Origin of the sequence: Streptomyces sp. NBC_00386, from assembly GCF_036063235.1 — a bacterium.
Classification (GTDB): Bacteria; Actinomycetota; Actinomycetes; order Streptomycetales; family Streptomycetaceae; genus Streptomyces.
This window is the reverse complement of the sequence record NZ_CP107950.1, coordinates 1,334,981-1,350,558: the sequence shown is the minus strand read 5'-3', so window position 1 is coordinate 1,350,558 and position 15,578 is coordinate 1,334,981. Positions and strand designations below refer to the sequence as shown.

At 72.4% G+C, this 15,578-nt stretch carries 15 protein-coding genes; 6 read left to right on the top strand and 9 right to left on the bottom strand.

Going from position 1 to position 15,578, the window contains the following annotated elements:
* Window positions 1–939: an SDR family oxidoreductase gene (locus tag OG780_RS05810; protein WP_328445355.1), complete on the bottom strand. Its 939-nt coding sequence runs from the start codon at window positions 937–939 to the stop codon at window positions 1–3.
* 127 nt (window positions 940–1,066) lie between these two features.
* On the opposite strand from OG780_RS05810, the gene OG780_RS05805 reads away from it, so the two are divergent.
* Window positions 1,067–1,912: a pentapeptide repeat-containing protein gene (locus OG780_RS05805; protein ID WP_328445354.1), complete on the top strand. Its 846-nt coding sequence runs from the start codon at window positions 1,067–1,069 to the stop codon at window positions 1,910–1,912.
* A 125-nt stretch (window positions 1,913–2,037) separates the two neighbouring features.
* Here the strand turns inward: OG780_RS05805 and OG780_RS05800 are convergent, their stop codons facing one another.
* Window positions 2,038–3,516: a cytochrome P450 gene (locus tag OG780_RS05800; protein WP_328445353.1), complete on the bottom strand. Its 1,479-nt coding sequence runs from the start codon at window positions 3,514–3,516 to the stop codon at window positions 2,038–2,040.
* Between the two features lie 108 nt (window positions 3,517–3,624).
* On the opposite strand from OG780_RS05800, the gene OG780_RS05795 reads away from it, so the two are divergent.
* Complete coding sequence (locus OG780_RS05795; RefSeq protein ID WP_328445352.1) at window positions 3,625–4,233, top strand: TetR/AcrR family transcriptional regulator; 609 nt, start codon at window positions 3,625–3,627, stop codon at window positions 4,231–4,233.
* Window positions 4,234–4,370: 137 nt separating this feature from the next.
* Window positions 4,371–5,096, top strand: a complete 726-nt coding sequence (locus OG780_RS05790; RefSeq protein ID WP_328445350.1) for a DUF2470 domain-containing protein — start codon at window positions 4,371–4,373, stop codon at window positions 5,094–5,096.
* On the opposite strand, the gene OG780_RS05785 is transcribed toward OG780_RS05790, so the two are convergent.
* The 3 genes from OG780_RS05785 to OG780_RS05775 form a co-directional block, all read right to left on the bottom strand.
* Window positions 5,064–6,311: a lactonase family protein gene (locus OG780_RS05785; protein WP_328445348.1), complete on the bottom strand. Its 1,248-nt coding sequence runs from the start codon at window positions 6,309–6,311 to the stop codon at window positions 5,064–5,066. The two genes, OG780_RS05790 and OG780_RS05785, sit on opposite strands and share 33 nt — an antisense overlap.
* Before the next feature lie 110 nt (window positions 6,312–6,421).
* Window positions 6,422–7,477, bottom strand: coding sequence for a hypothetical protein (locus tag OG780_RS05780; protein ID WP_328445345.1), 1,056 nt, complete (start codon window positions 7,475–7,477; stop codon window positions 6,422–6,424).
* A gap of 79 nt (window positions 7,478–7,556) precedes the next feature.
* Window positions 7,557–8,810, bottom strand: coding sequence for an FUSC family protein (locus OG780_RS05775; RefSeq protein WP_328445343.1), 1,254 nt, complete (start codon window positions 8,808–8,810; stop codon window positions 7,557–7,559).
* A 118-nt stretch (window positions 8,811–8,928) separates the two neighbouring features.
* Here OG780_RS05775 and OG780_RS05770 point away from each other — a divergent pair, with 118 nt between their 5' ends.
* A complete protein-coding gene (locus OG780_RS05770; RefSeq protein WP_328445341.1) occupies window positions 8,929–9,534 on the top strand; it encodes a TIGR03086 family metal-binding protein in 606 nt (201 codons plus the stop codon).
* Between the two features lie 83 nt (window positions 9,535–9,617).
* Here OG780_RS05770 and OG780_RS05765 read toward each other — a convergent pair whose 3' ends face one another.
* Window positions 9,618–10,112 carry an FBP domain-containing protein gene (locus tag OG780_RS05765; protein WP_328445339.1) on the bottom strand — a complete coding sequence of 165 codons (495 nt, stop codon included), beginning with the start codon at window positions 10,110–10,112 and terminating at the stop codon, window positions 9,618–9,620.
* Window positions 10,113–10,196: 84 nt separating this feature from the next.
* On the opposite strand from OG780_RS05765, the gene OG780_RS05760 reads away from it, so the two are divergent.
* Both OG780_RS05760 and OG780_RS05755 read left to right on the top strand, forming a co-directional pair.
* On the top strand, window positions 10,197–11,105 hold the full coding sequence (locus OG780_RS05760) for a DUF3626 domain-containing protein (protein ID WP_328445337.1): 909 nt from the start codon (window positions 10,197–10,199) through the stop codon (window positions 11,103–11,105).
* A 116-nt stretch (window positions 11,106–11,221) separates the two neighbouring features.
* Entirely contained in the window at window positions 11,222–12,205 is a 984-nt protein-coding gene (locus OG780_RS05755) for a phosphotransferase family protein (protein ID WP_328445335.1), read from the top strand.
* Window positions 12,206–12,291: 86 nt separating this feature from the next.
* Here OG780_RS05755 and OG780_RS05750 read toward each other — a convergent pair whose 3' ends face one another.
* From OG780_RS05750 to OG780_RS05740, 3 genes are read right to left on the bottom strand one after another with little or no spacing between them, the layout of a single operon-like run.
* Window positions 12,292–13,650, bottom strand: coding sequence for a GH1 family beta-glucosidase (locus OG780_RS05750; RefSeq protein WP_328457916.1), 1,359 nt, complete (start codon window positions 13,648–13,650; stop codon window positions 12,292–12,294).
* A gap of 47 nt (window positions 13,651–13,697) precedes the next feature.
* A complete protein-coding gene (locus tag OG780_RS05745) occupies window positions 13,698–14,570 on the bottom strand; it encodes a carbohydrate ABC transporter permease (RefSeq protein WP_328445333.1) in 873 nt (290 codons plus the stop codon).
* The gene (locus OG780_RS05740) at window positions 14,563–15,564 is read right to left on the bottom strand and encodes a carbohydrate ABC transporter permease (RefSeq protein ID WP_326784058.1); all 1,002 of its coding nucleotides are present in this window, start codon (window positions 15,562–15,564) and stop codon (window positions 14,563–14,565) included. Before OG780_RS05740 ends, OG780_RS05745 begins: the two co-directional genes overlap by 8 nt.
* Window positions 15,565–15,578 lie beyond the last annotated feature (14 nt).

The window sequence follows — 15,578 nt, the reverse complement described above, 5'->3', positions numbered from 1 at the left end:
TCAGCCGGTGAAGGGACCACGCCCCAGCTGGTCCCGCACCGGCGTGACCGGCGGGGTGACCAGATCCCTGCGCTGCCAGTTGGCGCCGTCGACCACCAGGGTGTGACCGGTGATGAAGCGGGCGTAGGGAGACGCGAGGAAGGTGGCGGCCCAGCCGAGTTCACGGGGTGCGCCGACACGGAGGGCCGGCTGCCGCCGGCCGAGCGCGTCGGACACCCCGTCCCGAGCGTGGCTGTCCCCGTCCCGGCCGTCACGGTCGCCCTCGGCGTCCGCGGCCCGGGCCAGGTTCTCGCGGATGTCCTCCGTCATGTCCTCGTGCGGCATCAGCCCCGGTACCAGACCGTTGACCTGGATGCCGTACGGTCCCCACTCGACGGCCAGGGTCCGCACGAGGCTCTCCACGCCGGCCTTGGCCGCCGCGCTGTGCGCGAAACCGGGGCCGCCGGTCCAGGCGTAGGACGCGCCGACGTCGATGACCGACCCGGGCGTGCCCGCGGCCAGATGCCGTCGCCCGAACTCACGGGTCATCAGAAACGTTCCCGTGAGGGTGATGTCGACGACCGCCTGCCAGGCGTTCGGAGACATGTCCTCGGTGGGGACGGGGAAGTTGGCGGCCGCGTTGTTGACCAGTACGTCGGGCAGCGCGCATCCGTCGAACACCTCGCAGACGCGCTTCGGATCCCGGATGTCACAGACCGCGGACCTGACCCGGGTGCCCAGCTTCGCCAACTCCGCACGGGCGGGGGCCAGATGCCGCTCACGGCGGCTGACGATCAGAAGATCGGCGCCCAGCCGGGCGAACTCCGCCGCGATCGCCCACCCGAGTCCGGTACCGCCACCGGTGACCAGCACCAGCGAGCCGTCGTACGTCCCGGCGGGCAGGGCGCTCGCGCCCATCGGGGGAGGGGCGGGGAGGCCGGGGAGCGCTGTGGAGTCCATGGCGGTCTCGATACCCGGTGCCGCCGCGGAACATCCGGACGGGGAGGGCGAGGAACACCCGGCGCGGGGTCGGGGACGTCAAGTCGGCTCGGTTCAGGGTACGTCCGGGCTGAGTAGGCTGGAGATCATGCACGAGTACGGCAGCACCTCCCCCGACCCACGATCCGAACTGCGAGCCGACTGCGACCGGTGTTTCGGGCTGTGCTGCGTCGCCCTGCCCTTCGCCCGCTCGGCCGACTTCGCGATCGACAAGGGCGCGGGCGAGCCCTGCCCGAATCTGCGGAGCGACTCCCGGTGCGGCATCCACACCCGGCTGCGGCGGACGGGCTTCACGGGCTGCACGGTCTACGACTGCTTCGGCGCCGGGCAGCACGTCTCCCAGGTGATCTTCGGCGGCGAGGACTGGCGCTCGGGGTCCGAGGAGCGCGCCCGGCAGATGTTCGACGTGTTCCCCGTCGTGCGCCACCTCCACGAACTGCTCCGGTACCTGGGCGAGGCCTTGACGCTCCCCGCGGCGCGTCCGGTGCACGACGACATCCGGCGCCTGATCTCCGCGACCGAGCGCCTCAGCCGGCAGACCCCGGAGGAACTGGCCGCGCTGGATGTGGGCCCGCACCGGCAGAAGGCCGGCGAACTGCTCCTGCGGGCCAGCGAACTCATGCGCGCGAGCGCCGGCGGGGCCAGGAAGAAGGACCGGCGCGGTGCGGATCTGATGGGCGCCCGCCTCAAGGGCGCCGACCTGCGCGGTGTGAGCCTGCGCGGGGCGCTGCTCATCGCCGCCGATCTGACCGGGGCGGATCTGCGCGGCGCCGATCTGATCGGCGCAGACCTCCGGGACGCCGACCTCACCGACGCCGATCTGACCGGTGTCCTCTTCCTCACCCAGCCGCAGCTCGACGCGGCCCGCGGCAGCGCCGGCACCCGGCTCCCGGAATCGGTCGGCCGCCCCGGCCACTGGACCGCTCACAGCTGAGGGGAGTTTCCGCGCAGGGGGACCTCCCCGGCCGGGAGCCCGGACGCACCCCCGGGCCGGGAGCTGGGACGCACCCCCCCCCGGGCCGGGAGTCGGGACGGACCCCCGGGCCGGGAGCGCGCGCCTCACTCGGCCGCGCCGGCCAGGGTCGCCGCCCGCCCCGGCACCACCGGCGCGCGCCGTTCGAGGTGCAGGCGCAGCCCCTCCGGCATCAGGGTCAGCCGCTCGGCCACCCGCAGCCGGTAGCCGGGGTCGGACCGCAGGTCGTAGCGGCGCAGCAGCAGTCCGAGGACCAGGGTCGCCTCGTGCAGCGCGAACTGGCGGCCGATACAGGCGCGCGCCCCGGTGCCGAACGGCTTGAAGGTGTGCGCGGGCCGGGCCCGTACCGCCTTCGCGTCGAAGCGGTCCGGGTCGAACTTCTCCGCGTCGGCGCCCCACACCTGCGGGTCGCGGTGCAGCATCGCGGTCAGGACCAGCGCCCACGCCCCCCGCCGCATCGGGTGGATACCGCCGAGCAGGGTGTCGTTGCGGGCCTCGCGCGCGAACGCCGGGGCCGTCGGCCACAGGCGCAGCGACTCGTCGAGGACCCGGCGGACGTAGCGGAGCTTGGCGACCTGCTCGTAGCCCGGCCGGTCCGTGCCGCCCCAGACGCGTTCGACCTCGGCACGCGCGCGGGCGGCGGCCTCCGGGTGCCGGGAGAGGTAGTGCAGGGCGAAGGACAGGGCGCCCGAGGTGGTCTCGTGCCCGGCGATCAGGAAGGTGATGACCTGGCGGCGGATGTTCTCGGGGGTGAGCCGCTCCCCGGTCTCGGGGTGTGCCGTGTCCAGCATGCGGTCGAGCAGGTCGCCCTCGCCGCCGGCCCGGCGGGAGGCGACCACGGCGTCGACCGTCCGGTTGAGGTAGGCCATGTCGGCCGCGTTGCGCCGGGAGGCGCCCCGCAACAGGAGCGGTGCCAGCGGCACCGGGACGACGTTGAGGCGCTGCGCGTAGGTCAGCGTGCCCACCATCGCGTTCACGAAGGGGTGCGGGCGGGAGCGCTCGAAGGAGGCGAAGTCATGGCCGAAGCCGGTCCTGGCGATCGTCTCCAGGGTCAGCTTCGTCATGTCGCCGGGCACGTCCACCGCGCGGCCCGCGGCCTGCTCCCGGTCCCAGTGGTCCGTCAGCCGCTCGGTCACGGCCAGCATCATCGGGTGGTAGCCCTCCATGGCCTCGCGGCTGAAACCGGGGGCGAGGACGTCGTGCGCGAGCTGCCAGTTGGGCTCGTGGTTGTAGGCGGTGAACAGTCCGTCGCCGGCGACGGGACGGAGGTTGGCGACTCCCAGGCCCACGTGTTTCGCGAACCGCGTCTCGTCGGCGAGTTCGGCGGCGAGGTCCGCGCCCCAGACGAAGACGATCTCGTTGCGGAAGGCCCGGCGCCGGAAGATCGGTCCGAGCCGCTTCCCGAACTTCATGGAGTCCTGGAGCGGGGAACGGACGCCGGCGCCGAGCACATCGCCGACCAGGGGGACGCGGCGCGGCGGGTGCGGGATGCGGTGCAGCTCCGGCCAGCCCAGTTCCGCGCTGCGGAACCCCCTGGGCCGTGCCGCCTCCTTCGTCTCCGCCATGACGCCATCTCCCTTGTGACTCGGGCAGGTTGAGTCTGTTGTACGCGAGTTCAATAGCGGTGTTCAGTCTGATCCCGTTGTTGAACCGGCGTCAAGTAAGGTGCGGGCATGACGGGGAAGCAGGGGGAGCGCGGGCGCCGCCGGCTCAGTACCGAGGAGCGCCGGGAACAGTTGCTGTCGGTCGGCGCCCGCCTGTTCTCGGAGAGCCCGTACGACGACGTCTGGATCGAGCAGGTCGCCGAGATCGCGGGAGTCTCGCGCGGACTCCTGTACCACTACTTCCCGACGAAGCGGGACTTCTTCGCCGCCGTGGTCGAGCGCGAGAGCGGGCGGATGCTGCGGATGACCGCGGCGGTGCCCGGTGTCCCGGTGCGTGAGCAGCTCGGCGCGGGTCTGGACACCTTCCTCGGGTACGTGGAGGAGCACGCGCACGGGTTCCGTGCCTTCCACCGTGCCGACGCGGCCGGTGACCAGGCGGTGCGCAGGGTCTACCAGCAGGCGCTGGCCGCGCAGGAGGCGCAGATCCTCTCGGCCCTCGCCGCGGATCCCGAGCTCTGCCGGTCCTGCGAGGACCGTCCCGAACTGCGGATCGCCGTCCGCGGGTGGCTGGCCTTCACCACGGCCGTGTGCCTCGAATGGCTCCGGGGCGCGGACCTGACGCGTGAGCAGGTGCGGGACCTGTGCGCGCGGGCGCTGCTCGGCGCGATCACGCCCTGAGACCCGGTCGGCCCGGTGACCGCGACGCCTCTTTCGGCGGGCGTGGATCCACGGCCGGCCGTTCGGCCGACGAGGCGTGGTTGGCGTACGCCCCGATCTTCGATAGGTTAGGCAAGCCTTACCTAAGGAGGAAGCTGATGGGTGACCGTGACACCTGGACGGCCGCGCCCGCCGCGGCGGAGCACGCCCGTTCGGTGCTCGCCGCGGCCTGGTCCTGCGCGGTGAGCGCCGAGGGCGGCCGGGAGGAGTTCTTCGGCTCGCACTCCGTCACCGCGGAGGGCCGGGTGCTCCTGCGGGTGCCCGAGGACAGCGCGCTGCTCGCCGCGGCCATCTGCTCCCCGCGCGGAGAACCGTCCGCCGTCCTGGAGTTCGCCGATGTCGCACCGGTTCCCGTACGGAACCGGGTCCGGGCCCGGCTCTGGCTCGCCGGCTGGTTCGTCCCCGAGGACGGACAGCTCTCCTTCCGCACCACCCGGGCCGTGCTGCGCCGGCCCGGCGGGACGGTGGTGATCGACCTGGACGAACTGGCCGAGGCCCGGCCCGATCCGCTGGCCCTCGCCGAGGCCCAGCTCCTCACCCATCTCGCCGACGCCCACCCGGACGCCGTCGAGCGGCTCACCCGCCTCGTCGAACCGGACAGTCTGCAGGGCGCCGTGCGCGTCCAGCCCCTCGCGGTCGACCGCCACGGACTCACTCTGCGCGTCGAACGCGCGCGCGGGAACGGCGATGTGCGCCTGCCGTTCCACGCACCCGCCGACGACGTCTCCCAGCTCACGGAGCGCATGCACGTCCTGCTCACCCAGGCGAGCCTCGCCTCCTGCCCCCGTCCCCTACAGCGGCAGCGCACAGACCGCGAGGGGTGAGGCGAACGGCTCACCCGCGCGCCGGAGTTCACCGCTCTCCTGGTCGACCCGGAACACCGTGACCGTGCTCGACCGCTGGTTCGCCGCGAACAGCAGCCGTCCGTCGGGCGAGAACGCGATGTGACGCGGGAAGTCGCCGTCCACGGGCACCGTGTCCAGCAGCCGCAGCCGGGCGCCGTCCGCCTCGATCGCGTACCGCGTCAGGCTGTTGTGGCCCCGGTTGGCGAGAAACGCGAACGAGCCGTTCGGCGTCACCAGGAGCTGGGCCGGGTAACTCGTCCCGCTTCCCGTGCCCGTGGACTGGGGTTCACCCACCGAGAGGCGGCCGGCCGCGGGGTCGTAGCCGCAGACCGTCACCGTGTTGTCGGCCTCGTTGGCGAGATAGGCGTATCCGCCGCCGGGGTGGAACGTGAGATGGCGCGGCCCCGCGCCCGGCCTCGTCCGCGCCCGGGAGACCTCGGTGAGCGTGCCCCGGGTGTCGTCGAGACGGTAGCTGTACACCGTGTCGGTGCCCAGGTCGACGGCGAGCAGGTGCCCGCCGTCCGGAGCCGTGATGAACTGGTGCGCGTGCGGGCCCTGTTGGCCGGGACCGGGAGCCGGGGACGTGTGCGTGACCAGATCGGTGCGCTCGCCGAGCGCGCCGGACGCCTCGATGGGATGCACCGCGACGCTGCCCGAGGCGTAGTTCGCGCTCAGCAGCCAGCGGCCGCTCGGATGCACCGACAGATGACAGGGGCCCGAGCCCCCGGTGGAGCGGCTGCCGAGCACCTCGTTCCCCGGGAGACGGACGGCCGTCACCGCGCCCGCCGTCTGCTCGTCGACCGCGTACAGCGTCCGGCCGTCCGGATGCGCCGCGAGGAAGGACGGGTTGTCGACGCCCGTCACCACGCCGCCGCCGGTGACCGCGCCGGTCGCCGCGTCGTACGCGGCGACACCGATCCCCTTTCCGCCGCCGTCGCCCGAGGTGTAGGTGCCCAGGAACAGCGGACGCGGGCCGGAGGAGGGAGCCGGGGACACGGGGGCGGATGCAGCCGCCGACGCCGAGGGACCGGGCGGCGGCGCCTTCGGGACCGGCGCCGTCTCGGCGGGGTCCGCCCGGGGCGCCGCGCATGCCGGGGCCGCCGCGATCGCGGCGGCCCCCGTCAGAGCGCCGACGAAACGCCGTCTGGTCCAGCCGCCGCCCGCGCCGTGCGACGGCCCTGCACCACTGCTCATGCCTGCACCTCGGGGTGTCGGTTGCCTCGGCCGGAACGGCCACCTTGGCGTGCGACACCCCGGACGTGCAAGAACGGCCCTGCGCGTTGCGCCCCGCGCAACGCCGCGAACTACCAGTCGCCGTCCTCCACGGGCTTGCCCGGCGCGTCACCGAGCGGCTGCACCTGATGGGGCGAGGGCTGCTGCCAGGGCTCGTGGTCGTCACCCAGCCAGTCGCCGACCGGCTGCACCGAACCGAGCTCGTCCGTGGGCGCCAGATCGGTGGCGTCCTGGTCGTAGTAGTCGAACCAGGGAAGCCCCGCGCGGGTGTACGCGGCCCGGTCCACCGGGGACGGCGGCGGCGCCTCGCCGGTGATGCGGCGCCACTCCGGCGGTGTCACGAGGTGGACGAACACGCGTCCGGCCGGCTCCTTCGCCCAGGCCTTCAGCGGCCGGTCGTCGCGGTAGACCTCCTGGCGCATCGAACCGCCGACGCCGAGACCCATCGCCGGGGCGCTGCGCGCACGCGGGGCACCCCCGGGACGCCCGGCTGCGGGAGCGGCGCCCGGCGCGGGCGGCGCGGCCATCATCGGCATGGCCGCGCCCAGCGTCCGGGGCATGCGCAGGCTCTCCTCCGCCCGGCGGCGCTCCGCCTCCCGCCACGCCGCCAGCTCCCCGGCTTCCAGCGGGAACGACTGGAGCTGGACACCGCCCCAGACCTCCTCGCCGGTGACCTGGCCCTCGACCGTCGCGCCCAGCCCCAGCGGCACGGCCACGAACTGGCGGACCGTCCCCTTGCCGGAGTTGATGCCGTCGAGCCACGGTTGCCGGGGGAGCACGACATAGTTCTGCGGGTCACGGGTGAGCCGGGAGGTCCACGGCTTGCCGGACACCGCGCACACCTTGCCGACACCCACCTGCAACGCCGCCGGCTCCGCCGTCCCGGCGAAACTCAGCCACATGGCCTCGCGCAGATATACGGGCAGCATCACGCCGCCGCGCGCCCGCCACTCGGCGGGTACCCGGTCCCCGTAGTCCTCGACGCGCCGGACGGGGAACTCGCCCAGCCCCGGCGGCAACGCGTGCGTGCCCGTCTCGGGCAGGCGCAGCGTCCGTATGAACCGCACCTGCACCCCGCCCGGCAGCCGCAGTGCGTTCCCGTCGATCCGCACGGTGTCCTCGGTCATCCGCCCGCCCCCTCGTTCTCCTGCCGCCGCCGTGCGGCCCACCGCCACGGCTTCGTGCCATTTCCTCTCACGCAACTCCTCACCTAGAACGCCCGGAGACTGAGGAACGGTTCCGGTTCCGACGCGGCAGACGCAGCCGGCGTCGCAGCCGGGTCAGGCGCGGCCGGCGCTCGCGCTGCTCGCGGGTGCAGCGGTCCAGCTCCTCGAACAGGCGGCGGGTGCGGTGCTCGGTGTCCAGCTCGTCGAGGATGCGGGTGACCTCGGTCAGCACGGAGCCGTGAAGCTGCCACTGGCTCGGGTCGCGCCGGACCTCTTCGAGGAACAACTGGGCCAGTTTGTCGCGGGTCGCGGCGGCGGTGGCGAGCTCCGCGCTGAGCCGCTCCTCGGCGGACGCGGCGTTCTGGGTGACGTCGCTGGTCACCAGGACCGCGAAACTGACGATCGCGTCGGCGACCTCGGACAGCAGCTCCCGCAGGACGGCTCCGGCCTGCGGTTCGAACAGGGGCCTGGGTTCGCGCTCCTTGGCCAGGTCGGTGAGGCTGCGCGCGATGACCCGCAGGACCACGGTGCAGATCTCCAGGGTGTCCAGGCCGGTACGCAGCACGACCCGGTGCAGCAGCCCCTCGCGCACCCGCGGGTTGAGCTTCAGGCTGTCCTCGGCCTGCCGCAGGGCCGCGTCCACCACGGCGATGTCGTTGTCGAGCCGGCGGGCCTCGTGCAGCCGCTCGGCCGCCACATGGAAGGGGGTGTGCGCCACGGCGCCCTCGCCGACCCGCAGCATGAGCTGCCGCATCCGGCGTGCCAGGTCCTCGATCTGCTCACCGGCCACGCCCACCCACACGGGGGGCGCGAGCACGAGGTTGCAGGCGAGACCCACCACCGCCCCGATCAGTGTCTCCAGCACGCGGGCCCACGCGGTGCTGCCCACCCGGGTGACACCGAGGACCAGCATGGCGCTGATCGCCACCTCGGGCACGAACTCGCTGACCCGGACCAGATGGCCCACCGCCAGCGAGGCGAGGATGATCAGGCCCAGACTCCACCAGGTCAGGCCCACCAGGCTGCTGAAGCCGATGGCGATGACGACGCCCACCACCACGGAGTTCACCCGCCGGATCGCGGTGGTGATCGTCGAGTACAGGGTGACCTGTACGACCAGCAGCGCGGTCAGGGGCGCGGTCAGCGGCGCGGGCTCGGGGCTGAGATGGATGGCCACCACGTACGCGATCGTCGCGGCGGCCGTCGAACGAAGTGTCTGGACGACCACCGGCTCCCGGCGCCGCTCCACGATCTTCGCGACGGATGTCGTCCACTCACCGCGTGCCTCTTGCATCCTTCGGGCCTTCCCGTTTAACACGGGTACCGAACGTGCCGATTGCGGACCGTACCTGTCCGCAAAGGGTCCTAGATTGAAGGCACCAACCGGGTCGGACCGCATCAGGAGGCACCGAATGAGCGCAATGAGCGACGTCGAGGGCATCGAACTGCTGACGCTGTCGTACGACCGGCTGCGCGCCGTGGTCGCCGGTGTGCCGGAGAGCGCCCGGTCGGCGCCGACGCCGTGCGGCGAGTGGACGGTGGCCCAGGTGCTCAACCACGCCCGGCTCGACCAGCAGGCGTACGGCGCGGCGGTCACCGGCACCGGGTGGCCCGAGCAGGACGCCTTCCATCCCGAGGACGCTCTGGAGGCCGACGTGACGGCGGAGCTCGACAAGGTCCTCGTGGGCGTCGCCGACGTCTACGCGGGGCTGTCCCCCGACGCGGAGGAGGTGGCGACGCCGCTCGGGCCGCTGCCGTTCCGTGTCGCGGCCGCCGCGGCCGCCATGGACGCGGGCGTGCACGCCTGGGACATCGCCGTGGCGACCGGCCAGGCGTCCCCCCTCGACGACGCCCTGGCCGGCGGCATCCGGCTCGCGGCGGACCGGCTGGCCGACCACCTGCGCGACGCGTTCGGCGTGTTCGCCGCCGCGCGCGAGGTCCCGGCGGAGGCCGGCCGGGCCGAGGCGCTGCTCGCCTTCCTGGGCCGGGACCCGCACTGGACGCCTGCCGCCGCCTGACGCGTCCGGGACGGCCCCCGCCCCCTCCGGCGGGACGGGGACGATCCCCGGGCACCCGCGGGAGCGAGGCCGGTGCGGCGGGATCAGCCGTGCAGCTTCGCCAGGAAGGCCGACAGATTGCCGACCGTCCTGGCGATCTGCTGCTCCGTCGTGAGGGTCTCCTCGAAGCGGCTGCCCGACTCCAGGGACTTCTTCCCGCGCACATAGAGCGAACAGGCCAGGTCGGCGCAGATGTAGACGCCCACCGAATTGCCCTCGCGGCCCGCCGCGCCCGCCTTGCGGGCCGTCATCAGCGAGACCCCGCTGCCCGGGTGCGTCGTCAGGCACAGCGAGCACATGCTGCGGTGCAGGAGCCCGCGCCGGGAGGAGGGAAGACGCAGGCAGACGCCGACGAGACCCCCTTCCCGCTCGGTGACGAGGTAGCCGCGATCCGGCGCGCCGGGATCTCGCCATCCGAGGAAGTCCAGGTCGTCCCAAGGGAGTTCGTCGAGACGGCGCGGCGTCGCGAGCCGTTCGGCCTCACCTCGGGAGCAGTTGACGAACGAGTCGCGGATGTTCCGCTCGGTGAGTGATCTCATGGGGGAGTCCTCCTGGGTGCCGACAGTCAAACCTAGGGGTACTAGGTTTTGACCGAAGATACCTAGCTCCATGAGGGGGAGCCAATGGATTTCGCGGAGGGCCGCACGGCACGGAACCGGTGCACGCCACAGGAACTGGCCCTGCGCCATGTCGCGGCACGGTCCTCCGGCCCAGCCCTGGATCCCACGGTGCGGCTGACCCTCAACTTCCATCCGGACCGGCTCGTGCGCGGGGTCCCGATCCTGGAGGCACTGGCCCGGGACGGCGTGTACCGCTCGCAGTTCGTCACGGGCACGAGCAACGGCGGCCTGACCGCGCACCCCGGCGGCGACCGGTGGCGCTGGGAGAGCCGGATCTTCGGCGGGGCCTACGACACCGCGCCCGCCGAGGAGCGCCCGGTCTACGGAGGGCTCGACTTCCGCCGCCAACTCGTCGGCGCGGCACCCCGGTTCGGCTCCTCGCACTTCCGCCTGACCGGCGAGACACTGCGCCGTACCACCTTCTGCTACCCCGACAGCGCGGCCGAACCGTCCGCGTTCGGCGTCGCCGCCGGGATGTCCCTCATCGCCTTGGCCGAGGCGGACGACCGGGACGCCCTCGACGACTACATCGAGGCGCAGGTGCACGGACAGGTCGTGCCGGCCCGGGACGTGGAGGCGCTGGTCCTCGACGCCTCGTACCGCGGCACGCCCGTCGAGACCGCGGCCCGCCGTCTGCCCTGCCCCCTGGCCTGGCACCCCGGATACCGGCTCGGAGTCGAGGAGTTGCGCCTGCACCCCGACTTCCGCGGACCCGAATACGTCGAACTGGGCGCCCGCATCGCCGAGGACGGCCGGCTCGACCCGCGCATCATCGGAGACGCCGCCCGCACCGGCCGCCACGACCTCCAGGACCTGAAGAAGGTCTGCCACTGCCTCGCCCGCTTCGGCGCTCCTCGGGGCGCCGGTACGGCGGAGGGCGACACCCTGGCGGCGAGGACGCCCGGCGCATAGGCGCCGGTCGCCGATTCGGCACGGGTGGCCGCGGCCCGCGTTCGGACGGATCGCGTGTGCGGCTCCGTGACCAGGTGGCAGAGTGGGTCGGCAGGAGAGACGGCCAGGGGGTAGGCATGGACGGCTGGGAGCGGGCGCGGCGGGCTCTCGACAGGGCGGGACTGCGGGCCGGGAGCCTGGCCGAGCGCCGGATTCTGTCCGGCGGCACGTACAACGCGGTCGAGGAGTTGCGGCTCACCGACGGCACCCGCTACGTCCTGAAGGTGCCTCCGCCGGACACCGCCCCCGCTCTGGCGTACGAGCGGCAACTCCTTGTCTCCGAAGCGGAGTTCTACCGTTGGGCTGCCACCGCCGGCGTACCTGCGCCCCGGGCGGTCGGAGATCACCACGACGGCCACCTGCTCATGACGCACTGTCCGGGCGAGCCCTGGGGAGACCTGACCGACGGCGAACGCAGGCCGTTGCGGCGGGAGTTGGGGGGCATGGTGGCCCGGCTGCACGGGGTGACCGGCCCGGGCTTCGGCTATCCCTCCGGTGCGCTCGGCCCGCTTGCCCCCGACTGGCGGACCGCCTTCACCGGGATGTACGAAGCGCTCCTGGACGACGCCCGCCGCTACCGTGCCTGGCTGCCGCGTCCCGCCGGCGAGGTGGCCCGTACCGCGCGGACCGCCTTCGACGCCCTGGGCGAGGTCACCGTCCCCCGCCTCGTCCACTTCGACCTGTGGCGAGGGAACATCCTGGTCGAACGGGCGGAGGCGGGCCCGCGCATCGGCGGTCTGATCGACGGCGAGCGCATGCTCTGGGGCGACCCGCTCGCCGACTTCGTCTCCCTGGCCCTGCTCGGGGACATCCGCCAGGACACCGATTTCCTGACGGGTTATCAAGAGGGCGGGGGAGTGGTCGAGTTCGACGGAGCGACGCGGCAGCGCCTGGCCCTGTACCGCAGTTACCTCTATCTGATCATGCTCATCGAGACCGTCCCCCGCGCCTCCGGCGACGAACGGGTCGCCTGGGTGCGCGCGACGGTGGCCCCGCAGTTCACGGCCGCCCTCGACGAGATCGGCCGGGGCGCGAACACCCCGGCCGATCACGGTTGCTAGCCCCTGCCGCTCGGATCACGCGGCGGGACCCCGGGGCCGGACGGCAGGCCCCGGAGCCGCCCGCGCGCTCGGCGGCCGGCCGTGGCTCAGGCCGCCTTGCTCGCGCCCCCGCGGTGCTCGCGGACGATCTCCGCGTAGCGGTGACCGCTGCCCTTCACCGTCCGTACCTGCGTCTTGTAGTCGACGTGTACCAGTCCGAACCGCTTGTCGTAGCCGTACGCCCACTCGAAGTTGTCCAGCAGCGACCAGGCGAAGTAGCCGGCCAGCGGAACGCCCTTGCGGGCCGCCGAGGCGCAGGCCGCCAGGTGCTGTTCGAGGTACGCGGTGCGCTCCGGGTCGTCGACGGTACCGTCGGGGCGCACGACGTCGGGATAGGCGGAGCCGTTCTCCGTGACGTACAGCTTGCGGGCGCCGTACTCGTTCGTCAGGCGCAGCAGCAGACTCTCGATACCGGCGGCCCCGACCTCCCAGTCCATGCCCGTGACGGGCACGCCGGGCCGACGGACCTGGCGGGCGTACGGGGCAGGCCCGGTCGGGTCGTCGACCACGCTGGACGGGAAGTAGTAGTTCAGCCCCAGCCAGTCCAGCGGCGCGGCCATCGTCTCCAGGTCGCCCGCGACCTCCGGGAGTTCGACCCCGTACACCTCGACCATGTCGGCGGGGAAGCCGCGGCCGTGCACCGGGTCGAGCCACCAGCGGTTGGTGTGCCCGTCCTGCCGCTTCGCCGCCGCGATGTCCTCCGGGCGGTCGGTGGCGGCCTCGATGCTGCCCAGGTTGTTGACGATGCCGATCTGCGCGCCGGGCACGGCCGCGCGGATCGCCTGCGTGGCGAGCCCGTGGCCGAGCAGGAGGTGGTACGAGGCGCGGACGGCGGCCGTGAGGTCGGTCAGGCCCGGGGCCATCCGCCCCTCCAGGTGGCCGATCCAGGCCGAGCACAGCGGCTCGTTGAGGGTGGTCCAGTGCTGGACGCGGTCGCCGAGCCGCTCCGCCACGGCCGACGCGTAGGCGGCGAGGTGGTGCGCGGTGTCCCGGGCCGGCCAGCCGCCCCGGTCCTGGAGCACCTGCGGCAGGTCCCAGTGGTAGAGCGTGACCGAGGGCGTGATGCCCGCCTCCAGCAGGCCGTCGATCAGCGCGTCGTAGTAGTCGAGCCCCTTGGCGTTGACCGCGCCGTCGCCGTCCGGCATCACGCGGGGCCAGGCGACGGACAGCCGGTAGGCGTTGGTGCCGAGCCCGCGCATGATGCCGATGTCCTCGCGCCAGCGGTGGTAGTGATCGCAGGCGACGTCCCCGTCGTCCCCGTTGTCGATCTTGCCGGGAGTGTGCGAGAACGTGTCCCAGATGGAGGCGGAGCGGCCGTCCTCGGCGACGGCACCCTCGATCTGATAGGCCGACGTGGCCGTGCCCCACAAGAAGTCCTCGGGGAGGGCGGCAAGGTCGATGGTCACTGAAGTCCCTTCGTCGTCAATGGTGTCGATGTCCTCGGCGGGGCCGGTCACTTGACGGCTCCCGCCGTGAGGCCGGCGACGAGATAGCGCTGGAGCAGCAGGAAGCCGGCCACCACGGGGACGCTGACGACCAGCGAGGCGGCCATGATCTGGTTCCAGTACACGTCGTTGAGCGTGGAGTAGCCCTGGAGGCCGACGGCGAGCGTGCGGGTGTCGTCGTTGGTCATCACCGACGCGAACAGCACCTCGCCCCAGGCGGTCATGAAGGCGTAGACGGCGACCGCGACGATGCCCGGGATCGCCGCGGGAACGACGACACGGAAGAGCGCCCCGAGCGGCCCGCAGCCGTCCACCAGCGCCGCCTCGTCGAGATCGCGGGGCACCGAGTCGAAGTACCCGATCAGCATCCAGATCGAGAACGGCAGCGAGAAGGTCAGATACGTGAGGATCAGACCCCCGCGCGAGCCGAACAGCGCGATCCCGGTGGCGTTGCCGATGTTGACGTAGAGCAGGAACAGCGGCAGCAGGAACAGGATGCCGGGGAACATCTGGGTGGACAGCACGGTGACCGTGAACACGCGCTTGCCGCGGAAGCTGTAACGGCTGACGGCGTAGGCGGAGAAGACGGCGATCACGACCGAGCAGCCCGTGGCCGCCCCGGCCACGATCAGCGAGTTCACGAAGTACTTCGCCAGCGGCACCGTCGACCAGATGTCGATGTACGGCCGTATCGTCAGTCCGCTCGGCAGCCAGCGGAACTTCCCCGAGACGTCCGCGAGCGGCTTCAGCGAGCTGGAGACCATGACGTAGACGGGCACCAGGACGAAGCCGGTGAGCAGGGTGAGGAAGATCCGCCGGGACCACAGGAAGGACCGCGGGGGAGCCATCGGCGAGCGGTGGGCGGTGGAGGTGCTAGACATCGGCCGTCTTCCTTCCCCGGGAGGTCAGCAGGAGGTAGACGCCTGTCACGACGAGCAGGAAGAGCAGCAGCAGCACGGACATCGCCGAGCCGGTGCCGAAGTTCCACGTCACGAAGGACGCCTGGTAGATGTGGACCGAGATGAGGTCCGCCGCCTCCGGGGCCGTCTTGCCGAACAGGACGAACGGCGTGTTGAAGTCGTTGAACGTCCACAGGAACAGCACCAGCACCAGCACCTGGTTGACCGGCCGCAGCGACGGCAGCGTGATGCGGCGAAGCTGCTGCCACAGACCGGCCCCGTCGAGAGCGGCGGCCTCGTACAGCTCGCCCGGGATGTTCTGCAGGCCCGCCATGACGATCAGGAAGGCGAACGGCCAGCCCTTCCACACGGACACGGTGAGCAGGGCGTAGAAGCTGTTGTCGCCGATCAGCCAGAACGAGGGCTTGTCGGTGAGGTGGAGCTGGTCGTGCAGGACGTGGTTCACCAGGCCGTTGTCGTGCTGGAACATGAACACCCAGGTGATCACGGCCGCGTAGACGGGCAGTGCGTACGGCACCAGGAACAGGGCCCGCAGAATGCCGCGCCCCCGGAAGGTGTCCTGCATGTAGATCGCGGCCGCCGTGCCGATCAGCCAGCACAGGCCGACCGAGAGCAGCGTGAAGCCGATGGTGACGAAGAAGGAGTGCAGCAGCGCCTCGCCGACGGGTTCGTCGAAGTGCACCGACACCGAGTAGTTGTCGAAGCCGGCCCAGGGCGCCGTACCCCAGTCGCGGATGTAGAACTGCGTGAGCTCCTTGAAGCTCATCACGATGCCGATCACCATCGGCACCAGGTGCACCAGGAGTTCGAGCACCAGCGCGGGCAGCAACAGAAGGTAGGGGAGTCCGATGCGCTTGATCCGCCCGGTGCGGCGCGGGCCTCGCGCCGCACCGGGGGAGCTCTTGCGCACCGTCCGCTCGCCGGGTTCGGCGGAAGCGGCGGTCGTGGTGGTCATGACGGTGTCCGCAC

Coding starts and splice junctions, on each gene's coding strand:
- OG780_RS05810 (WP_328445355.1), bottom strand. CDS start 939: ATGGACTCCACAGCGCTCCCCGGCCTCCCCGCCCCTCCCCCGATGGGC.
- OG780_RS05805 (WP_328445354.1), top strand. CDS start 1,067: ATGCACGAGTACGGCAGCACCTCCCCCGACCCACGATCCGAACTGCGA.
- OG780_RS05800 (WP_328445353.1), bottom strand. CDS start 3,516: ATGGCGGAGACGAAGGAGGCGGCACGGCCCAGGGGGTTCCGCAGCGCG.
- OG780_RS05795 (WP_328445352.1), top strand. CDS start 3,625: ATGACGGGGAAGCAGGGGGAGCGCGGGCGCCGCCGGCTCAGTACCGAG.
- OG780_RS05790 (WP_328445350.1), top strand. CDS start 4,371: ATGGGTGACCGTGACACCTGGACGGCCGCGCCCGCCGCGGCGGAGCAC.
- OG780_RS05785 (WP_328445348.1), bottom strand. CDS start 6,311: ATGAGCAGTGGTGCAGGGCCGTCGCACGGCGCGGGCGGCGGCTGGACC.
- OG780_RS05780 (WP_328445345.1), bottom strand. CDS start 7,477: ATGACCGAGGACACCGTGCGGATCGACGGGAACGCACTGCGGCTGCCG.
- OG780_RS05775 (WP_328445343.1), bottom strand. CDS start 8,810: ATGCAAGAGGCACGCGGTGAGTGGACGACATCCGTCGCGAAGATCGTG.
- OG780_RS05770 (WP_328445341.1), top strand. CDS start 8,929: ATGAGCGCAATGAGCGACGTCGAGGGCATCGAACTGCTGACGCTGTCG.
- OG780_RS05765 (WP_328445339.1), bottom strand. CDS start 10,112: ATGAGATCACTCACCGAGCGGAACATCCGCGACTCGTTCGTCAACTGC.
- OG780_RS05760 (WP_328445337.1), top strand. CDS start 10,197: ATGGATTTCGCGGAGGGCCGCACGGCACGGAACCGGTGCACGCCACAG.
- OG780_RS05755 (WP_328445335.1), top strand. CDS start 11,222: ATGGACGGCTGGGAGCGGGCGCGGCGGGCTCTCGACAGGGCGGGACTG.
- OG780_RS05745 (WP_328445333.1), bottom strand. CDS start 14,570: ATGTCTAGCACCTCCACCGCCCACCGCTCGCCGATGGCTCCCCCGCGG.
- OG780_RS05740 (WP_326784058.1), bottom strand. CDS start 15,564: ATGACCACCACGACCGCCGCTTCCGCCGAACCCGGCGAGCGGACGGTG.